At 68.3% G+C, this 19387-nt stretch carries 17 protein-coding genes; 6 read left to right on the forward strand and 11 right to left on the reverse strand.

The annotated features are described in order from the left end of the window. Positions 1–3: 3 nt before the first annotated feature. From ASD28_RS05750 to ASD28_RS05760, 3 genes are all read right to left on the reverse strand, one after another. Positions 4–2718 carry a TonB-dependent siderophore receptor gene (locus tag ASD28_RS05750; RefSeq protein ID WP_156403901.1) on the reverse strand — a complete coding sequence of 905 codons (2715 nt, stop codon included), beginning with the start codon at positions 2716–2718 and terminating at the stop codon, positions 4–6. Between the two features lie 219 nt (positions 2719–2937). Next, positions 2938–4155, reverse strand: coding sequence for a DUF4861 family protein (locus tag ASD28_RS05755; protein ID WP_056125269.1), 1218 nt, complete (start codon positions 4153–4155; stop codon positions 2938–2940). 25 nt (positions 4156–4180) lie between these two features. Further along, positions 4181–5584 (reverse strand): glycoside hydrolase family 88 protein, encoded by a 1404-nt coding sequence (locus ASD28_RS05760; protein ID WP_229412214.1) that lies wholly within the window; start codon positions 5582–5584, stop codon positions 4181–4183. A 177-nt stretch (positions 5585–5761) separates the two neighbouring features. On the opposite strand from ASD28_RS05760, the gene ASD28_RS05765 reads away from it, so the two are divergent. Continuing rightward, a complete protein-coding gene (locus ASD28_RS05765) occupies positions 5762–6757 on the forward strand; it encodes an alpha/beta hydrolase (RefSeq protein ID WP_229412215.1) in 996 nt (331 codons plus the stop codon). Here the strand turns inward: ASD28_RS05765 and ASD28_RS05770 are convergent. Genes ASD28_RS05770 through ASD28_RS05790 form a run of 5 tightly spaced genes read right to left on the reverse strand, consistent with a single transcriptional unit; the run spans position 6711 to position 11450 of the window. Beyond that, positions 6711–7919, reverse strand: coding sequence for a Xaa-Pro peptidase family protein (locus ASD28_RS05770; protein ID WP_056125272.1), 1209 nt, complete (start codon positions 7917–7919; stop codon positions 6711–6713). The genes ASD28_RS05765 and ASD28_RS05770 overlap by 47 nt on opposite strands. Before the next feature lie 13 nt (positions 7920–7932). Then, positions 7933–9180, reverse strand: a complete 1248-nt coding sequence (locus ASD28_RS05775; protein WP_229412380.1) for an FAD-dependent oxidoreductase — start codon at positions 9178–9180, stop codon at positions 7933–7935. Next, a complete protein-coding gene (locus ASD28_RS05780) occupies positions 9177–9440 on the reverse strand; it encodes a 2Fe-2S iron-sulfur cluster-binding protein (protein ID WP_056125274.1) in 264 nt (87 codons plus the stop codon). The genes ASD28_RS05775 and ASD28_RS05780 overlap by 4 nt, the downstream gene beginning before the upstream one ends. Next, positions 9427–10557, reverse strand: coding sequence for an FAD-binding oxidoreductase (locus ASD28_RS05785; RefSeq protein ID WP_056125275.1), 1131 nt, complete (start codon positions 10555–10557; stop codon positions 9427–9429). The genes ASD28_RS05780 and ASD28_RS05785 overlap by 14 nt, the downstream gene beginning before the upstream one ends. Then, on the reverse strand, positions 10554–11450 hold the full coding sequence (locus ASD28_RS05790; RefSeq protein WP_056125276.1) for a dihydrodipicolinate synthase family protein: 897 nt from the start codon (positions 11448–11450) through the stop codon (positions 10554–10556). Before ASD28_RS05790 ends, ASD28_RS05785 begins: the two co-directional genes overlap by 4 nt. 158 nt (positions 11451–11608) lie before the next feature. On the opposite strand from ASD28_RS05790, the gene ASD28_RS05795 reads away from it, so the two are divergent. Continuing rightward, positions 11609–12352 (forward strand): AraC family transcriptional regulator, encoded by a 744-nt coding sequence (locus tag ASD28_RS05795; RefSeq protein WP_056125619.1) that lies wholly within the window; start codon positions 11609–11611, stop codon positions 12350–12352. On the opposite strand, the gene ASD28_RS05800 is transcribed toward ASD28_RS05795, so the two are convergent. Further along, positions 12349–13281, reverse strand: coding sequence for a 4-hydroxyproline epimerase (locus ASD28_RS05800; protein ID WP_056125278.1), 933 nt, complete (start codon positions 13279–13281; stop codon positions 12349–12351). The genes ASD28_RS05795 and ASD28_RS05800 overlap by 4 nt on opposite strands. A 208-nt stretch (positions 13282–13489) precedes the next feature. Between ASD28_RS05800 and ASD28_RS05805 the strand changes: the two genes are divergently transcribed. Both ASD28_RS05805 and ASD28_RS05810 read left to right on the forward strand, forming a co-directional pair. Beyond that, positions 13490–14839 carry a methyl-accepting chemotaxis protein gene (locus ASD28_RS05805; protein ID WP_056125280.1) on the forward strand — a complete coding sequence of 450 codons (1350 nt, stop codon included), beginning with the start codon at positions 13490–13492 and terminating at the stop codon, positions 14837–14839. A 70-nt stretch (positions 14840–14909) separates the two neighbouring features. Continuing rightward, complete coding sequence (locus ASD28_RS05810) at positions 14910–15641, forward strand: suppressor of fused domain protein (protein WP_056125282.1); 732 nt, start codon at positions 14910–14912, stop codon at positions 15639–15641. 105 nt (positions 15642–15746) lie between these two features. On the opposite strand, the gene ASD28_RS05815 is transcribed toward ASD28_RS05810, so the two are convergent. Both ASD28_RS05815 and ASD28_RS05820 read right to left on the reverse strand, forming a co-directional pair. Next, positions 15747–16202 (reverse strand): YaiI/YqxD family protein, encoded by a 456-nt coding sequence (locus ASD28_RS05815; protein WP_056125283.1) that lies wholly within the window; start codon positions 16200–16202, stop codon positions 15747–15749. 2 nt (positions 16203–16204) lie between these two features. Then, entirely contained in the window at positions 16205–16894 is a 690-nt protein-coding gene (locus ASD28_RS05820; RefSeq protein WP_229412217.1) for a FadR/GntR family transcriptional regulator, read from the reverse strand. A gap of 231 nt (positions 16895–17125) precedes the next feature. Here ASD28_RS05820 and ASD28_RS05825 point away from each other — a divergent pair, with 231 nt between their 5' ends. Both ASD28_RS05825 and ASD28_RS05830 read left to right on the forward strand, forming a co-directional pair. Next, positions 17126–18442 (forward strand): DUF3422 family protein, encoded by a 1317-nt coding sequence (locus ASD28_RS05825; protein ID WP_056125287.1) that lies wholly within the window; start codon positions 17126–17128, stop codon positions 18440–18442. A gap of 3 nt (positions 18443–18445) precedes the next feature. After that, positions 18446–19327: a CPBP family intramembrane glutamic endopeptidase gene (locus ASD28_RS05830; RefSeq protein ID WP_082577486.1), complete on the forward strand. Its 882-nt coding sequence runs from the start codon at positions 18446–18448 to the stop codon at positions 19325–19327. Positions 19328–19387: the final 60 nt, after the last annotated feature.

The raw sequence follows: 19387 nt of genomic DNA on the forward strand, positions 1-19387 counted from the left end.
CGATCACTCGAAATCGTAGCTGACGCGCAGGTTCCACGAGCGGCCGATCGGATTCGCGACGCTGCTCAGGTAGCCGCTGCTGTAGATCGTGTTGTTGGTGATCGGCGGGGCCTTGTCGAACAGGTTCGTGACGCCAGCCGTGATGCGCACCTGCTTCTGCACGCGGATCGAGCCGGTCAGGTTCCACGTCGAGAACGACGGGATGTCGCGGTAGTACTGCGACGTGACGGCCGTGTTGGCGTCGCGGTAGTGGCTGTTGAAGTTGTTCGTCAGCTGCGCCGAGTAATCGCCGCTCTGCCACGACAGGCGCAGGTTGTGCTTCCAGCGGAACGTGATGATCGGGTAGCTCGACGTGGTGCCGTTGCTGGCCCAGCCGAACTGGCCGACGTTGGACATCCACGGGCCGTTCGGCACGAGCTGGTTGTCGAAGCGGGTCAGGTAGGTGCCGTCGATGGCGGCGCCGAACGTGCCGAATCGGTTGCGCGCGATCTCCCAGTTGGCCGACACGTCGACGCCGCCCGCGATCTGGCCGCCCAGGTTCATCGTCGTGTTGTTGATGTACGCGAGCGAGCCGTCGGCGTTACGCACGAACAGGTTCTTGTAGTCGGCGTAGTTCGTGAAGTAGACGTTCTCCGGCAGGTTGGCCAGCATGTCCTTCATGTTGACCTGCCAGTAGTCGAGCGACGCGGTGAACGAGCGCGACGGTTCGAACACGACGCCCAGCGTGCCGCCCTTGGAGCGTTCCGGTTTCAGCTGCGAGTTCGACCCGGTCAGCTTGTTCAACTTGGCGTTGCAGACATCGGCGGCATCCACGCCGGGCACCGCCGTGCCGGTACCCGGCATGGTGATGGACGGGCCCGGGCACAGGACCGGATCGTCCCAGCGTCCCGCCGTCGTCGTATTGGCGACGGTGGTGCGGTAGCCGTAGCGGTCGAACAGTGTCGGCGCGCGGAAGCCCGTGTTGGCCGAGCCCCTGAACATGAGCGTCCTGGTCGGCTGCCAGCGGAAGCTGATCTTGGGCGTGACGGTCGAGCCGACGTCGCTGTATTTGTCGACCCGCACGGCGCCGTTCAGCGTCAGGGTCTTGGTGACGGGGGCGTCGACCTCGCTGTACACGCCGATGATGTTGCGTGCGCTTTCCCCGTGCGCCGGGACGACCTTGGCATAGGTGATGTCGGCGGCCGGCGCCAGCTTGGTGTCTTCGTTGGTATCGCGGTGGATGTCGGTGCCGATCGCGATCGCGAGGTCGCCGCCGGCGAGGGCCATCAGCGATTTGCTGATGTTGCCGTCGATGCCATAGTAAGAGCTCTTCGAGCTGCGGTTCTGCATGCCGTCCGCGGCGATCGAGTCGAGATAGTCGCGGCCCGCCTGGTCCTGCAGGCCGAACGGGTTCAGCGTGCCGTTCGCCAGGCCGTTGATCAGGCCGATGCCCGAGTAGTAGCCCGACTGGAAATAGCCCTTACGCTGGGACAGCCCGTAGCTCATGCCGGCCCGGTAGTCCCAGGTGCCGACGTGGCCGTCGGCGGACACCAGCAGCCGCTGGTTGATCTGGTTGTCGCGGGTCACGGCCGGTCCGCCGTCGGCCACCGCCCAGGACACGGTCAGCGGCTGGTTGGTGATGCCGGCGACGGCCGGCACACCGCCGCTGCCGCCCGGATACCATTTGCTGCTCGATGGCAGGATCGCCTTCGCGCTCCCGACGGCGACCGCCTGCGTCGGGTTCTTGTAGCCGAAGATCGATTCGTCGCCGCGGGTGTATTCGACGGTAACGGTGTTGTCGGCGTCGATGCGCTTGGTCGCTCGCGCGTACATCGTCAGCTGTTTGTTCGGATGCAGGGCCGAGCCATAGGTGTCGTCGTCCAGTACGCACGTGCTCTTCGCGCCCTGGATCGAGTAGGGACTCAGGCAGCCGCTCGCGTAATAGGGGTTGGCGGCGTTCTTGTTGGCCGAACTCGTGAAGTTGGCGGGTGTCGCGTACCCGCCGGAGGCGGCGCTGCGCGGCAGGCCGATCGCCGCCATCGCCGCGTCGTCCGGAATGAAGCCGGTGCGGTCCGACAGCTTCAGGCGGCTGCGCTGGTGGAAGTCGACGGTGCCGTAGATGTTCCAGCCGTCGCGCGCGAGGTTGCCCTTGCCGAACGTGGCCTGGATGCGCTGCTCGTCGCCGCCGCCGCGGCGCTGCGGCTGCACGAGCTGCACGGTGACGTTGCCGCCCTCGACTTCGCGCTTGGTGATGAAGTTGACGACGCCGCCGATCGCGTCCGAACCGTAGATCGACGACGCGCCGTCGCGCAGGATTTCCACGCGTTGCAGCGCGCTGATCGGGATGACGTCGAGGTTCGCGTAGCCGTCGGCGATGGCCTCGTTGGCGAGGCGGCGGCCGTTCAGCAGCACGAGGGTGCGGTTCACGCCCAGGCCGCGCAGGTTGATGTTGGTGCCCGAGCCGGCGTTGGACGGCTGCAGCGATGCCGACTGCGGCAGCGCCATCATCACGTCGGCCAGCGTGGTCATGCCCTGCTTGACCAGTTCCTCGGCCTTGATCGTCGTGACGGGCAGGGCTTCCTCGGTGGCGATGCGCTTGATGCTGGAACCGGTGACCTCGACGCGCTGGATCGGCGCGTCGCTTTGCTGTGCCTGCGCCTGCTGGGCGAGCGAGAGGACCGCGAGCGCGATCGAGGACATGACGAAATGGCGGGGCGGGGTGCTGCGGGGGTATTTCATGAAGCTGTCTCCTGTTTTTATGTCGATGACGTGTCGGCGTCCGCAGGGGGGAGCGGCGTCGATGGTTGCTTCTTACAAAACCAGCCTGGCGAGGTCGAACCGCATGCGTGCGGCTCTGTGTTTGAATTCATTCTAGATTGGTCTGGCCACAAGATCAATGTGGCCAGACCAGATTATGGCGAGTGTGTGCTGGAAAAGCAACACATACGATGACTGATCTCAGTTTGCGGCGGCTTTCAGGGCGATGCGGACGGGGTGCGCCGCACGCTTGGCCTCTGCCGCCACGTAGGCCTGCCACGCCGCCCTGGACGTGATGCGGCCGGCGCGGTCCCACGCGGCGCCGACCCAGTAGCGCAGCGGCTTGCCCGATTCCACGCGGGCCAGCACGAGGTCGTTCAGGGCGTCCTGCGCGAAGCCGGTCGCCGCGGGCAGCACGACGGCCGTGCCGAACGCGCCGTTCGCCGCCTGCTCGACCCATTGCAGCAGCGCGTGGTTCGCATCGTCTTTCACGAGCGCGACGCGCGGTTCCTGCTTTTTGTCCGAAGGCGTCCTGTTCAAGCCGACGGCCACCGTCAGCGCGGACGGTCCACTGAACGTGAACGTACTGTCGATCTGGTCGAGCTGGCGGCCGGCATCGACGGTGAAGCGCTTGGTTTCCGTCACCTGGGTACCGGCCGCATTCCACGCGGCGTACGACAACTCGAACACGGCGCGGATCGGGCCATTGGCCAGCACCTTCCAGCCGGCCCAGTTGCTGCTCGTGTAAAGCTGTTTGCCGTCCCACACGCCCGTACCGCCGGCCCCGCGCGAGCGGCCGACGTTGTACATGTCCATGCCTTCGCCTTCGTCCTTGTGGTAATGGTCGTGGCCCTTGTTGTACCAGCGGTCGACGATGGGGTAGTCGACGCGCTTGAACCAGATATCGAGGCCGCTCGTCTCCAGCACTTCCTTGCCGCTGCCCGGCGCGGCCGGTGCGGCGAGGGCGGGGCCGTAGGTGCGGTGGCCGATGACGTCGTTCTCCCACGCGAAATCGTCGAGGCGTTCGGGCACGTAGCGCGCGAACGCCTTCGGTGCGAACGGCGGCGTGAGCGCGTCGCTCTTTTCGACGACGAACGTCGCCGTCTTTTCGCCGGGTTTGAAGTCGTGCTGGAACAGCAGTTCGCCGTACGCCGCGCCGACGCCGTGCGGGTCCTTGGCCAGCGGCGCCACGTTCGTCACCTGGTAGGGCAGCACGTGGCCGGCCGCATCCTTCACGACGAGGCGCTGGATCAGCGCGCCGGGCAGCGCCGCGTTCACGTCCTGCCACGGGACGACGATCGTTTCGGATGGACGCGCGGCGTCGAGGTCGTGGGTCACGGTGACCGTGAGTCGGTCGGCTGCGCAGGCGCTCGCGGACAGCACGAGGCCTGCGGCGCAAAACATCGTTTTCGCTTGCATGGTCGGGGCTTTCATCGCAGGGGTGTCAGGGATGTTCGCGGTAGCTGGTCTGCCCGCCGTCCTTCGGCACATAGTGATACGTGCGGACGCGGAACTGGATGTCGATCGCCGGGTTGTTCAGCAGCCGGATCATCTCCGCGCCGGCCAGCAGCATCGGACCGTAGCCGTGCATCGCCGTCGTGCTGGTGGGGCGGTTGTAATAATAGACCTGGTCGCTCGCGAACGTCGTGCCCACGCATGTGCCTTCCACGCGGCCCTGGGCGTCGATGCGCGCGGACAGCGCGTTCCAGCCGGCCTGCGCGATCGAGCCGTACGTCGTCGGGCTGATCCAGCCTTCGTTGACGGCGTGCGCGAGCACGTACACGAACATGGCGCTGGCCGACGTCTCCAGGTACGAATCGTCGCGGTCGACCATCTGGTGCCACAGGCCCGCGCCGGACTGGCGCTCGGCGATGCCGCGCAGCGTCTTCTTCAGCTGTGCCATCACCTTCGGATAGCCCGGGTGGTCCTTCGGCAGCACGTCGAGGACGTCCGACATCGCGAGCACGGCCCAGCCGTTCGCGCGCGCCCAGTAGAAGCGCGGGGCGTCGGGATTGTTGGCGTTCCAGCCGTGCGTGTACAGGTTGCGCTGCGGATCGAACAGATAGTCCGTCATCTGCAGGACGTTCTTCACGGCGTCGTCGAAGTACGCGCGGTCGCCCGTCATGCGGCCCAGTTCCGCCAGCGCGGGGATCCCCATGTACATGTCGTCGGCCCACAGCGACACGGCCTGCGGGCGCTGGCGCGCGAGGGTGCCGTCCGGCAGGCGGAACTGGCGCTTCGCCACCCAGTCGCCGCACACCTTGATCTGCGCGGCGAGATCGGGGCCGATGCCGGCCTGGCGCGCACGCATCATCGCGGCGCACATGGAGCCGGCGTCGTCGAGCGCGCGCGGATCGAGGAAGTGCGCGAAGCTGTTGGCGCGCTCGAGGTGGAAGCGCTGTTCCTGCGCACGGAAGTAGGGGAGGCGGTCGGCGAAGAATTGCAGGTGGCGCTGCGTGAGGGCGGCATAGCGCTTGTCGCCCGTCGCGGCCGTGGCCTTCAGCAGGCCGGCATGTACGACGCCCATCTCGTAGGCCTGCAGGCCGAAGTCGGCGTCACCCTTGTCGACGACGGCGTCGGCGACAGGCGTGCGGAAATCCGTGACGGGCGCACCGCTGCCCTTGTGCACGATACGCGTAGGCGTCTGGCTGTCGACATAGCCGCGGATGCGCTGCAGCGACGCCGCGATCTCGGCGACGACCGGCTTCTTGTACGGCACCGGATACGTGCCTTCGGCCGTGTCGTTCGGGTTCTTGTTGTCTGGGTTGCGATAAGGCCCCTCGGCATGCGCAGGGGCGGCAAGGCACGCGAAAGCGGCCAGGAAGGCGAGCAATCTGATTGGCGGCACCGTGTAGTCTCCGGTCGTTTTTTATATGGCGGACGTTTTCCGTCCTTTATTTGGCCAGACCATTCTAGGTTGGTCTGGCCACTTTTGCAAGGTGGACTAGCCGGGGTGTGTTGTTGGGTGGCATACTGGCCTTCCCACGACGAGGCGGAGGCCAGGATGCGCAGGACGATATGTTGGATGGGTACGGCGTTGCTGCTGGCCGCATGCGCGGCGCAGCCCGTGAAGCCGCCCGCACCGGAGAGCTATACGGCCGAGACGACGTACGCGAAGCTGGCGGCTCGCTATCCGTTCATCCGCATCGCGAGCCGCACCGTGCCGCCGACCGTGCGGGCGGTCACGGACGTCACCTATGTGCGCCGTAGACATGGCGACCTGAGGCACGACCTGAAACTGGACCTGTACCTGCCCGCGGCGGCGGGCACGGCGCCGCGCGCTGCCATCGTCTTCGTGCACGGCGGCGGCTGGCGCGCGGGCGTGCGTGCGAACTTCGCGCCGATGGCGATCCGCATGGCGGAGCGGGGCTATGTGGCGGCCACCATCAGCTATCGCCTGTCGCCGGAAGCGCCATACCCGGCCGCGATCCACGACGCGAAGGCAGCCGTGCGCTGGGTGCGCGCGCACGCGCCGGACTACGGCATCGATCCGGGCCGGATCGCCATTGCGGGCGGCTCGGCCGGCGGCCAGATCGCGGCGCTGACGGGCGTGACGAACGGAGAATCGCGCTTCGATCCGGACCGAGGCAACGTGGCGAGCGACGTGCAGGCGATCGTCAACATCGACGGCCTGTCGGATTTCACGTCGGAAGAAGCCCGCAAATATGAAGACGACCCGGCGAAGCAGCCGTCATCCGCCGGCGCGTGGTTCGGCGGCCGCTATGCGGAGAAGGCGGCGCTGTGGCGCGACGCGTCGCCGCTGTATCACGTGAAGGCGGGCACGCCGCCCATGCTGTTCATCGTCAGCGCGCAGCGGCGTTTCAGCCTGGGGCGGGACGAGATGACCGAACGACTGCGGGCATTGGGCGTGCCGAACCGGGTCGTGCCCGTGCCCGACACGCCCCACAGCTTTTGGCTGTTCGATCCGTGGCTGGCGCCGACAGTGGAGGCGGCGGATGCGTTCCTGAAGGAGGTCATCCCGCCCCGAACGGATTCTCCAGGCTTGCCGCCGGCTGCGTGAACCACTTCGGTCCGTTCGCCGTCATGTAGAAGTGATCTTCCAGGCGCACGCCAAATTCGCCCGGCACGCAGATCATCGGCTCGTTCGAGAAGCACATGCCCGGCTCCAGCGCGCGGGTTTCGCCGCCGACGAGGTAGGGGCCTTCGTGGATGTCGAGGCCGATGCCGTGGCCCGTGCGGTGCGGCAGGCCGGGCAGCTTGTAACCGGGACCGAAGCCGTTCGCCTCGAGCGAGCGGCGCGCGGCCTTGTCGACCTCTTCGCACGGCACGCCCGGCTGGGCCGCGTCGAACGCCGCCCGCTGCGCCGCCTGTTCCGCATTCCACACGAAGCGCTGGCGCCCGGTCGGCTCGCCGAACACGTACGTGCGCGTGATGTCGGAGATGTAGTTGTGGACCTTGCAGCCCGTGTCGACCAGCACCGTGTCGCCCCGTTGCAGGGTCTGCACATAGCTCACCCCGTGCGGGTACGCCGTCGCCTCGCCGAACAGCACGATGCAGAAATAGGAGCCGCTCGCGCCGACCTTGCGGTGCGCGAGGTGGATGAATTCCTCGACTTCCTGCGTCGTGATCCCTTCGTGCAGGATGGCCGCCGCCGCCACGTGCACGGCCATCGTCATGTCCATCGCGCGCTGGATCAGCGCGATCTCCGCGTCCGACTTGCGGCTGCGGCAGTGGGACGTGACCGGGTGCGCATTCCGCAAGGTGTAGCCATCGGTCGCGGCGCGGATCGCGTCGAGCAGGAACAGCGGCGTGCTGTCGTCGATGGCGAGCACGCTGCCGGCCCCGATGCCGCGCTGCTCCAGCACGGCGCGCAGGCGCGCGGCGGGGCGCTCGTGTTCGTCCCAGACGGCGATGTCGCCTTCGACGACCATGAAACCGCGGATCGTGCTTTCCTCGAACGCGGGGGCGATGTAGACGAGGTCACCCTGCGCCGGCAGGATGGCGCCCACCATGCGTTCGCTGGGACTCCACTTCGTGCCCGTGAAATAAGTCAGGTTGCTGCCGGCGTTGAGATAGACGGCGTCGATGCCTTGCGCCGCCATGAACGCCTGCGCACGTTCGATGCGCGACCGGTGCTCGGCCAGCGCGATGGGCACGGCGCCCGCGGTCATGTCGCGCAAGGCGTCGAGCGCCGCCTGTTTGTCGGTGCCACCAATATTCATGTTTCTCATTACCTCATTCAAAGTCCGACAGCGCCCGCGCGGTCGCGGGCATGATGGGTGTCCGGGCATCCTCGTGGGACCACCCGAACAGGAAGGCGCACGCCGCGCCGCAGGTCTTGCCCTGGCAGGGCCCCATGCCGACGCGCGTCGCCAGTTTCGCTTCGCGCCAGTCGCGGTGCGGCAGCAGGCGGGCCCGGGTCACGTCCTCGCAGCGGCACACGATCGTCTCCGGGCCGCACATCGTGCGCAGCGACTCGTCCGGCGCGAACGTGCGCGCCAGCAGCGCCGCGAACGCGTGCGACGCGCGCCGCAGCGGCAGGTCGCGCCCGGACGGGGGCCGGCCCAGCGCGGCCAGCGCCGCGATGCGTCCCTCGGCGACGGCCTTGTCGACGCCGCCGATGCCCGTGCATTCGCCCGCGGCCCAGACGTCGGTGCGGCTCGTCCGCTGCGCATCGTCGACCTGGATCGCGCCGTCGACGACGTCGCATCGCAGTGCGCGCGCGAGGTCCGTGTTCGGGACGAGGCCGAAGCCCGCCGCGAGGAAGTCGCAGGCATACTCGACGTCCTTGCCACCGGTCCGGACGACGACGCCGCGCACCGTATCCTCTCCCGTCGCTGCGACGAGCGTGGCGCCCGTCACGTACGGGATCCCGCGCAGCTCGGCGAACAGCGACGCCGCCTGCAGGAATTTCTTCCCGTGCCGCGACAGCAGCCCGAGGCCGAAAGCCGACAGGCGCGACCACGGCTGGTGTTCGACGATCGCGGTCACGTGCGCGCCCGCGCGCAGCGCCGTCGACGCCGCCGCCAGCAGCAGCGGGCCCGTGCCGGCGACCACGACGCGGCGTCCCGACACCGGCATGCCGCCCTTGATCAGCGCCTGCAGCCCGCCCGCGCCGGTGACGCCGGGCAGCGTCCAGCCGGGGAACGGCAGCGACAGCTCGCGGCTGCCCGAGCAGAGCACGAGGCGCTCGAACGGGACGGCGGCGCCGCGTCCGCCCGTTTCCACGAGCAGCGTGCGGGAGTCCATGCAGCCGATGACCTGGGCATCCTGCATCACGGTGCAGCCGGGGTGGCCGCGCAGGGTGTTCCACGCGCTGCGTGCGCGTGCGTCGGTCCAGCGCGCGGGGCCGCCGCGCCAGATCTGGCCGCCCGGCGCATGATTATCGTCGATCAGGCAGATCCTTGCGCCGGCGTCGAGGGCGGTCCGCGCCGCGGACAGTCCCGCCGGGCCGCTGCCGACGATGTGCACTACGTTCTTCACCAGTCGCCTCCCGTGGTGATGATCATGCCTTCCGCGCAGATCGTCCTGCACGCCAGCTGGTTGGCGCGGCCGTCGACGGTCACGCGGCATTCCTGGCACTGGCCGATGCCGCAGAACGCGAACCGGGGCTGGCCCGTGACCGAACGTCGCGTGCACGGCGAGCGGGCGCCGACGAGCGCCGCGACGACGGTGACGCCGCGCGGTACGTCGACCGCGACACCGTCGACCAGCACGCGGCTCAGGGAATCAGGCAGGGACATGGGCGAACCTCGACGGTGAATAGGGGGCGGCCGCGATGGAAGCGGGGCGGTCCAGCATCAGGTCGGCCAGCAGTTGCGCGGTGCCGAACGCGGTCGTCACGCCGAGCCCCTCATGGCCCGCTGCGACCCACACGCGTTCGAGCGTCGGATGGCGTCCGATGACGGGCCGCCCGTCGTAAGTCGCGGGGCGCATGCCGGTCCAGCTGCGGATGATTTTCATGTCGGCCAGACAGGGCAGCAGCGCGATGGCCGAGCGCAGCACGTGCGCCAGCACGCGCGGATCGACGTCGGTATGCCGGATGCCGTCCTGGCGGCACGACCCGATCAGCCATTGGCCCGTGATGCGGGGCTGGACATTCGCCGCGACGGCGACGGCGTCGCTGCCGGCTTCCGTTTGGCCCTCGGTTTGCCCATAATCCATGCTCACGACCTGGTGCGACAGCCGCCGCGGGTAGCGGGCCGTGATGGCGAGATGGCCCTTGCGCGGGAAGATCGGCATGTCCGGCAGCAGGCGCGTCACGGCGGTCCCCGTCGCGACGACGACGTCGCCCGCATCGATGCGTTCGCCGTCGGCCAGCGTGACGCCGCCGTCGTCGACGCGGGCGACGGCCGTGCCGAAGCGTGTCCGTCCGCCCAGCGCGACGAGCGTCCCGGCCAGGTTGCGCGCGACGGCGGGCGGGTACACGACGCCGTCGCGCGCGACGCGCACGCCGCCCGCAAGACCGGCACGCAGGGCGGGTTCCACGCGCGCGAGCTGGGCGCCGGACAGTTCGGCCGCATCCCAGCCGCGCCGCGCCAGGCGCCCGGCGCGGACGCGCGCCTGGGCCATCTGCGCATCGTCCTCGGCGACCCACAAGGTGCCGCAGCGAACGTGTTCCGCGAGGCCGGCGCGGGTGGACAGGTACGCGTCCCAGCGCGCCAGCGACAGCAGGCACAGGTCGAGTTCATCGTCCGTCTCGTCGAGGGCGACGAGGTGGCCCATGCCGGCCGCCGTCACGCCGCCGCCGGGGTAATCCGCGTCGACGAGCAGCACGTCGCGCCCGAGCGCCTGCAGCTCCGCCGCGCAGGCCGCGCCGACGATGCCGGCGCCGACGACGATCGCGTCCGGATGCTTCACGCCAGCGCGGGCAGGGTGGGGCGGTTGGCGATGGCGGCGCGGATCGTCCGCTCCACCGCGTCGCGGCGCGCGCCGGCGAGCGGCAGGCGCGGCGCGCGCACGCGCTCGTTCGAACCGATCGCGATCGCTTCCGCGAGCTTGATGTTCTGGACGAGGTAAGTCGACACGTCCAGGTCCAGCAGGGGACGGAACCAGCGGTAGATGCGCAGCGCCTCGTCGTAACGCCTGGCCTGGACCAGCCGCCAGATCGCCACGGTCTCCTCGGGGAACGCGAGGCCCACGCCGGCCACCCAGCCCTGCGCGCCGACCATGAGCGCTTCGAACGCGAGGTTGTCGACACCCGTCAGCAGGTCGAAGCGGTCGCCGAAGCGGTTGATGATGTCGGTGCTGCGGCGGATGTCGTCCGACGATTCCTTGACGGCGACGAAGCGGGGATCGTCCGCCAGTTCTTCCATGATCTCGACCGTCACGTCGACGCGGTAGGCGAGGCGGTTCGAATAGATCATGATCGGCAGGTCGCCCGCCTGCGCGATGGCGCGCAAGGTCGCCACCGTCTCGCGCGGGTCCGTGTGGTAGATCGTGCTCGGGACGACCATCAGGCCGTCCGCGCCCGCCCTGGCCGCCTTCTGCGCCAGCGCGCACGCATCGCGCGTGGACGCTTCCGCGACCGTCAGCAGCGCGGGCTTTGCGCCGGCGGCTTCCTTGCAGAGTTTCAGGACGTCGATGCGCTCCTCGTGCGACAGCATCGGGCCCTCGCCCAGCGAACCGCAGGCGATGAGGCCATCCACGCCGGCGTCCATCTGGATGCGGAAGCAGCGCAGCATTTCGTCATGATCGAGCGAGCCGTCCTCGTCGAACTTGGTGGTGACGGCGGGAAGAACACCTTTCCACATGGGGTCTGTCTCCTTTGCTTGAAAGGTCACATGCTAGGCCTGTTTGGCGCCGGGGTCTTGCGTGAAGCGTTCGCCGGGGAGGCCGAAATCGGCATAACGCCCGGCCGCCGTTTGCCATGCCGGCGCAACCCGCCTATATTGGCGTGCGGGAGGACAACATGATCGACGACACTACCATCCGGGCCATCGACACCATCGGCATGCAGGCCGTCGAAGCGATCTTCGACGCCCTCGGCGACGTCGCATTCTTCGTCAAGGACCGGGACGGCCGTTACCTGAGCATCAACCGCACGATGGTGCGGCGCTGCGGAGTTCGGCACAAGAAGGATGTGCTCGGCAAAACGGCGCTGGAACTGTTCCCGCGCGCGTTGGCCGAGACGTATCTCGCGCAGGACCGGCAGGTCATCGCCAGCGGCACGGCGATCGACAAGCAGCTCGAACTGCACATCTACCCCGGCCGCGGCCGCGGGTGGTGCATCACGAAGAAGATTCCGCTGTTCGGCAAGGATGGCGACGTCGTCGGCCTGATCGGCACGTCGCAGGATCTCGGCCTGCTGGACGACCTGCACCCGGCGTACCGGCAGATCGCGCGGATCGCGCAGCACATCAGCGACCACTATCGGGAGAATATCTCGCTGAAGGCGCTGGCGGAGGAAGCGGGACTGTCGCTGTCGCGCGTGGAACGGCTGTTCCAGAAAGTGTTCCAGCACTCGCCGCGGCAGCTGCTCGTGCAATGCCGGCTGGCGGCCGCGCGCACCCTGATCGAACAGGATCCGGGCGCGAAGATCGCCGCCATCGCGTACGAATGCGGCTATACGGACCACAGCGCGTTCAGCCGCCAGTTCAAGTCGTACGTGGGCATGAGCCCGACCGAGTACGGGCGACAGATGAAACAGGACTAGGCGGGGAGGCCCCACGCGAACGGATCGGTGTCGTCGAACAGCAGCGTCGACTCGGCGCTGACCCAGGCCGTGCCGCGGATCGTCGGCGCGACGGTATCGCCCGCGCGGCGGTAGCTGCCTTCGAACACGCTGCCGATGATGCTCTCCTGGCGCCACACGGCGCCCTGTTCCAGGTCGCCATCCGCCGCCAGGCATGCCAGTTTCGCGCTGGTGCCCGTGCCGCAGGGGGAGCGGTCGTAGGCCTTGCCGGGGCACAGCACGAAGTTGCGGCTGTCCGCGATGCGTGATGGGGCGAACAGTTCCACGTGGTCGATGGGCGCGCCGCCGTCCCCGGTGATGCCTTGTGCGGCCAGCGCCGCCATCACGGCTTGCGCGAACGCCGTCAGCGCCGGGACGTTGGCCGGCACGATGTCGAACGCATGGTGCTTGATGAGGAAGAACCAGTTGCCGCCCCACGCCACGTCGCCGCGCACGGTGCCGTGGCCGGCGACGTCGACGTGGACGTCCTTGCGCGTCCGGTACGACGGGACGTTCTCGATGCTCACGGAACCGTCCGCGTGCAGCTCGGCCGTCACGACCCCGACGGGCGTGTCGATGCGGTGGCGTCCGGCCGTGATGCGGCCGAGGTGGACCAGCGACACGACGAGGCCGATCGTGCCATGTCCGCACATGCCCAGGTACCCGACGTTATTGAAAAAGATGACGCCCGCCGCGCACTCCGGCGCATGGGGTTCGCACAGCAGCGCGCCCACGAGGACGTCCGAACCGCGCGGTTCGCACACGGTGCCCGTGCGGATGTGGTCGTGTTCGGCGCGCATCCGCGCGAGCCGTTCGGACAGCGGGCCGTTGCCCAGGTCCGGGCCGCCGTCGACGATGAGCCGAGTGGGTTCGCCACCGGTGTGCGAGTCGATGATCGAGATTTTTTTCATGCCTGGAAGGCTAAACCCGGGCCGGCGGCGGGTCTTGTTGTTTTTCTGCGTCTTGATGAGGGAAAGCGGCACACCGTTTGGGGGCCAGTCATGGCGTTGTGACAATCTGCAAGAATCCAATAAAAATTTCCCAATATCATTGAACGTTGCTGCGTCAATAGACCCGCAAAATCAATGTGTTACGGATAAATAAAAGGGACGTCACAAAATGCATCCGACCTCATCCTGCGCCAGGGCCGACCATGCCAACAACGCCGGCAAACTGTTCCTCGCCGTCCTGTGGGCGCTATTCGCCACGTCGCTGGCGCTGGGCCTCGTATACGACTCGCTGATGCTGGCGGTCGCCGCCGGGCTGCCGCTCGCCCTCGTGCCGAGCGCGCTGATCGCGGCCGCCCCGGGCAGTCTCGCCGCGCGGCTGTCCGTCGCCGTCGCGCTGATGCTGTTCTGCGCGCTGAACATCCACCAGGCGCACGGCTTGACGGAGCTGCATTTCGGGATCTTCGTCCTGCTCGCCTTCCTCGTCTGCTACCAGGACTGGCGCGTCATCGTCGCCGCCGCGGGCACGGCCGCCGTCCACCACCTCACCTTCAACTATTTGCAGGAATGGGGCTATCCGACGCTGTGCTTCACGCATCCGGGCATCGGCATCGTGCTGCTGCACGCGGTGTACGTCGTCGTCGAGGCGGCCGTGCTGTCCTACCTGGCCGTCCGCCTGCAGCGCGAGACGACGGCCGTCGCGGCGAGCGCCGGCACCCTGCACGACACCTTGCGGGCGATGCGCAGCAGCGCGGACCAGGTGGCGCGCGACATGGACCTGATCACGCAGACGTCCAGCGCGGTGGCGGCGGGCAGCGCCGACCTGTCCGCGCGCGCCGCGGCGCAGGCCGCGCGGCTGGAACAGGCCGCGGCCGCGGTCGACCACCTGACGGCCACCGTCAAGCGCAACGTCGACCACGCGGCGCTGGCCGACGAGCTGGTGGCGTCGGCCTCCGCGCTGGCCGTGAAGGGCGGCGACGTCGTCGCCGACGTCGTGCAGACGATGGAAGCTATCCGTTCCAGTTCGCGCGAAGTGCAGGACATCGTCAACGTCATCGACGGCATCGCCTTCCAGACCAACATCCTCGCGCTGAACGCGGCCGTCGAGGCGGCGCGGGCGGGCGAGCAGGGGCGCGGCTTCGCCGTCGTGGCGGGCGAAGTAAGGAGCCTCGCCCAGCGCAGCGCGCAGGCGGCCAAGGAAGTGAGGCAGCTGATCGGCGACTCCGCCGTGCGGGTGGACGCGGGTGGCCGGCTCGTGGACGAAGCGGGGCAGGCGATGCACCAGATCGTCGGCTCGGTGCAGCGCGTGGCCGGCATCATGACCGCGATCTCGGGCGCGAGCCAGGAACAGCGCGACGGCATCGAGCAGGTGCGCGATTCGATCCGCGAGATCGAGGTGACGACGCGGCAGACGGCCGAGCTGGTCGGACAGAGCGCGGATGCGGCCGAGACGATGTGCGCGCACGCGTCGTCGGTGGCGCGTGCGGTGGGCACGCTGCGCCAAGCGGAAGCGGCCGCGTAAGTGGAAATGCGCGCATTTTCGCGGCATCCGCGCTGCTAGACTCGTCGGGTCAGCATTCGAGGGGGCCGCGATGAGCGCATACCGAGCCAGCAACGTCGTGTCCTTGCACGGCGATCCGATCTACCATCACACGGAAAGCACGCCGTGGACGCCGCCGCAGGGCGAGATCTGCCTGCAGCAGATTTCGGACCACATCGACCGGCACCTCGGGCCCGTCGACTGCGTGTTCCACGAACTGGTGTCGGACACGGTGCACATCGACGTCCATATCGTGAAGCCGACGGAGGCGTACCCGTTCATCCGGCTGGTCACGTCCGGGATGAGCGACCTGCCGATGTCGACGCCGCCGGACGCCGACGTCCCGCGCCACGCCGAGCTGATGATCACGCTCCCCCCGGACTGGAAGCTCGACAAGGAATCGTTCGAGGACGAGCGCTGGTACTGGCCCGTCCGCCTGATCAAGACGATGGCCCGGCTGCCGCACAAGTACGGGACGTGGCTGGGCTGGGGCCACACGGTGCCGAACGGCGACCCGGCGGAGCCGTACGCGGCGGACGTGCGGTTCGACGGCTGCATCCTGCTGCCGTCCATCAGCGTGCCGGACGAATTCCACCGGCTGCGCATCGACGCCGACAAGGAGATCGCGTTCTTCGCGATCGTCCCGCTGTACAAGGAGGAACTGGCGCTGAAGCTGCGGGCCGGCGCCGAGAAACTGCTGGAGCGCTTCGACAAGAAGCACGTCGACGACATGATCGATGCGCGCCGGCCGAACGCGGGCAAGAAGCTGTTCGGCTTTTTGTGACAGGCCGCGGCGCTGGACTGAAGGCCACCCATACCTTATCTGCCGTACATCCGGCAGGCCCTGTTCGTCACGGAACGCACTGCGCGGCGGCGAGCACGGCGCAGCTCACGGTTTAGGCGCGCGCTTCGCCAGTTCGCGGTCGAGCGCATTCGCGAACCGCTGCCGGTCCGCCTGGCTGAACGCGCCTGGTCCGCCCGTATCGACGCCGCTGGAACGCAATTCGTCCATGAACGCGCGCATCGTGAGCTGCTGCGCGATGGTGTCTTTCGTGTACCACTCGCCGCGTGGATTCAACGGCATGCCGCCCTTGTCCAGTACGAGGGCGGCGAGGGGAATGTCGCCCGTCACGACGATGTCGCCGGGTTGTACGCGCGCGACGATTTCCGCATCGGCCGCATCGGCGCCCGAAGGCACCTGCAGCGCGCGGATGAAGCGCGAGCCGGGTACGCGGATCAACTGGTTGGCCACCAGCGTGACGTTCAGCTGCACGCGGTCGGCCACGCGGAACAGGATGTCCTTGATGACCGCCGGGCAGGCATCGGCGTCGACCCAGATCTCCATGCTCAGCCGCGCGAGAACGTGCGCGTCACCCGGTCGAGGTGGGCGCGCATGGCCGACCGGGCGCCGGCCACGTCGTGCGAGGCGATGGCGGCCAGGATCGCGCGGTGGTCGAGGAGCGTCAGCTGGCGCAGTTCCTCGGTCTGGAAATGCTCCGTCAGCTTGTGCCACAGGCTGCCGCGCTGGGCCCACAGGTATTCGATCACGCCGACGAGGGCGCTGTTGCCGGCCGCGCGCGCGATCGCGAGGTGGAAGTTGCGGTCGGCCGATTCGTTCTCGCCCAGGTTGTCCTGGTTCTGCTCCATCTCTTCGACGGCGACGAGGATCGCATCGACGGCCGCCGGCGTCGCATTCTTCGCGGCCAGCGCCGCGACCTCGACCTCGATCATGCGGCGCGCGGCGAGCACCTCGAACGGACCGGGACCGGCCGCCGGGCGCGCGGTCGTCAACGCCGCCTGTTCGCTGACGTACACGCCGGACCCACCGCGCACTTCGACGACGCCCCCCAGCTCCAGTGCGATCAGCGCTTCGCGCAGCGAGGTGCGCGAGACGCCCAGCTTCGTGGCCAGGTCGCGCTCGGCGGGCAGGCGCTCGCCCGGCTTGATGTTCTCTTCCCGGATCAGCGCTTCGATCCGGCTCGACACCACGCGATACAGTCGCGGCTCGGTCGCAATCGCATCGGGTGGCGCGGGCATTTTTCTCATTGTGTCAGTCCAGGAAAAAGTGGAGGCGATTGCCAAGATCGCATCTTAGTTTGGTCGGGATAATGTTGCAAGTGGTCGGACCAAAACGGTCATTTGGGCTGACTGCGTTGACGATTTTGTCGTGTCCTGAACTTTATTCGGCCGATGGTGGGATCGACGCCGTTCCGGCGCTGTGCGTACGCATGTACAATGGGAAATATTGCCGAGCCGACGAATCGAACCATGACGACCGCTTATCCAAGCCTGAGCCACGCCCAGCGCATTCCGCTTGCCGCCGAAATCCATTCGCGTCCCTTCCTCCGGCTGGAAGCGCCCGAAGCCATCACCCATCTTGCCGTGTACCGCGCCAACGAGGCCGGATCGCGCAGCGAGCACGGTCCGAACCAGCACGCGCTGCTCGCCGCGCTGTGCGGGCATTTCGGCGTCGCGGCGCCGAACGTGACGGCCAATCACTTCTATCACGACTTCGGCCGCTTCCGCCTCAAGTGGGAACGGCACACGGAGTTCGCGACTTACACGTTCACGGAAAAGATCGCGCCCGGGCTGCCGATTGCGGAGGCGTTCGCGCGCATGCCGCTCGCGCACCTGCCGCAGTCGTGGATCCTCGGCCTGCACGGCCGCCTGATGTCCGCCGCGCACGTGCTGCTGGAGCGCGGCGCCGCCGATCCGGCCACGCTGCAGGACGGCTTCGCCAGCAACAACCTGGTCGGCTCGCGCGTCATGCAGGGCGGGGAAGTGTGGACGGATTTCGCGATCCAGTCCGACGGTTTTTCGCGCTTCGTGCTGCGCGACGTCGAAATGCGCGCGCAGCAGGCCGGCCGCCTCGCGCAGCGCGTGCTGGAAATCGACACCTACCGCATGATGGCGCTCCTCGGCCTGCCGGCCGCGCGCACCGTGTCCAACGCGCTGGACGACATCGAGGCCGAACTGGCCACGCTGGCCGAGCGCATGGTCGCGGGCGAGGCGGTCGCCGGCGACCAGGACCTGTTGGCACAGATCACGAAGCTGGCGGCGCGCCTGGAAAAGCTCTCGCTCGACAACGGCTACCGCTTCTCGGCATCGAAAGCGTATTACCGCCTCGTCAAGGCGCGCATCGAGGAATTGCGCGAGGCCCGCATCGAAGGCGTGCCGACCGTGGAGGAATTCATGGACCGCCGCCTGACGCCGGCGATGAACACGTGCGAATCGACGGCCGCGCGCCAGGAAGCGCTGGCGCGCCGCATCGCCAACGTCAACGACTTGCTGCGCACGCGCGTCTCCATCGTCCAGGAAAACCAGAACCGGCAAATCCTGCAATCGATGGACCGCCGCGCCGCCCAGCAGCTGCGCCTGCAGCAGGCCGTCGAGGGCTTGTCGGTGGCGGCGATCTCGTACTACGTCGTGGGGCTGCTCGGCTATGCGGGCAAGGGCCTCAAGAGTCTCGGCATGCCGGTCAATCCGGACTTACTCACGGGCGCGCTGGTGCCCGTCGTGGCGGGGCTCGTGTGGCTCAGCCTGCGCCGCATGCACAAGCAGATGCACAAGCGTTCGCACGGCTGATCCATGCTGAGCGCTCCCGGTCTCATGGCGGCGTGCGCTGCGCTGGCGCTGGCCGTACTGGCGTTGTGGGTGCCGGCGCCCGCCGTGCGGGGGAATCGCGACTGGGCGTGGGGCGCGGGCGTGCTGCTGGCCTGCGCGGTCGCGCAGGCCGTCGGGGTGCTCGACGGGATCGGCCTGGCCGTCATCGTCTTCTACCTCGCGCTGGCGTTCGGCGCGCGCGCGGCCGGACGGGCCTGGGTCCGCATCCCGCTGCTCGTGCTGACGGGCGTGTGTGCGCTGCTGCTGGCGCTGCACCGGCTGCCGGGCTTTCACAATCCGCTGCTGGTCGACCATGCGCACCTGTCGGCGGGTGCGCCGCCGTTCACGCTGTACGCGAACTTCGACAAGGCCATCGCCGGCATCGTGCTGATGGGCGTGTTCTGCTCGCCGATCCGCGCGCGTGCCGACTGGTTGCCGATGCTGCGCCGTACGCTGCCCGTGCTGGCGGCGACGCTCGTCGCCGTCCTCGGTGCGGGCCTGCTGCTCGGCGTGGTGCGGCCGGACGTCAAATGGCTGCCGTGGACATCCTGGTTCCTCGTCAATAATCTCTTGATCACCTGCGTGACGGAGGAGGCCTTCTTCCGCGGCTACCTGCTCGGCGGCCTGGCGCACGGCATGGCGGGACGACGCTACGGCGTGGCCGTCGCGGTGGCCGTATCGACTTTGCTGTTCGGGCTCGCGCATGCCGCCGGCGGTCCGCTGCTCGTGCTGTTCGGAACGCTGGCGGGCTTCGGCTATGCCGCCGCGTACCTGCGTTCCGGACGCATCGAGGGCGCGATCCTCACGCACTTCGCGCTCAACGCCGTCCACTTCATCGCGTTCACCTATCCAGCACTCATGCGCTGAACAGCATTGCAACTTCTGTAACACGGTGTGACAGCGTACCGTGCGCGCGGGGCGCCGGGA

Source organism: Massilia sp. Root133 (assembly GCF_001426525.1).
In the GTDB taxonomy this organism is placed as follows: domain Bacteria; phylum Pseudomonadota; class Gammaproteobacteria; order Burkholderiales; family Burkholderiaceae_D; genus Telluria; species Telluria orientalis.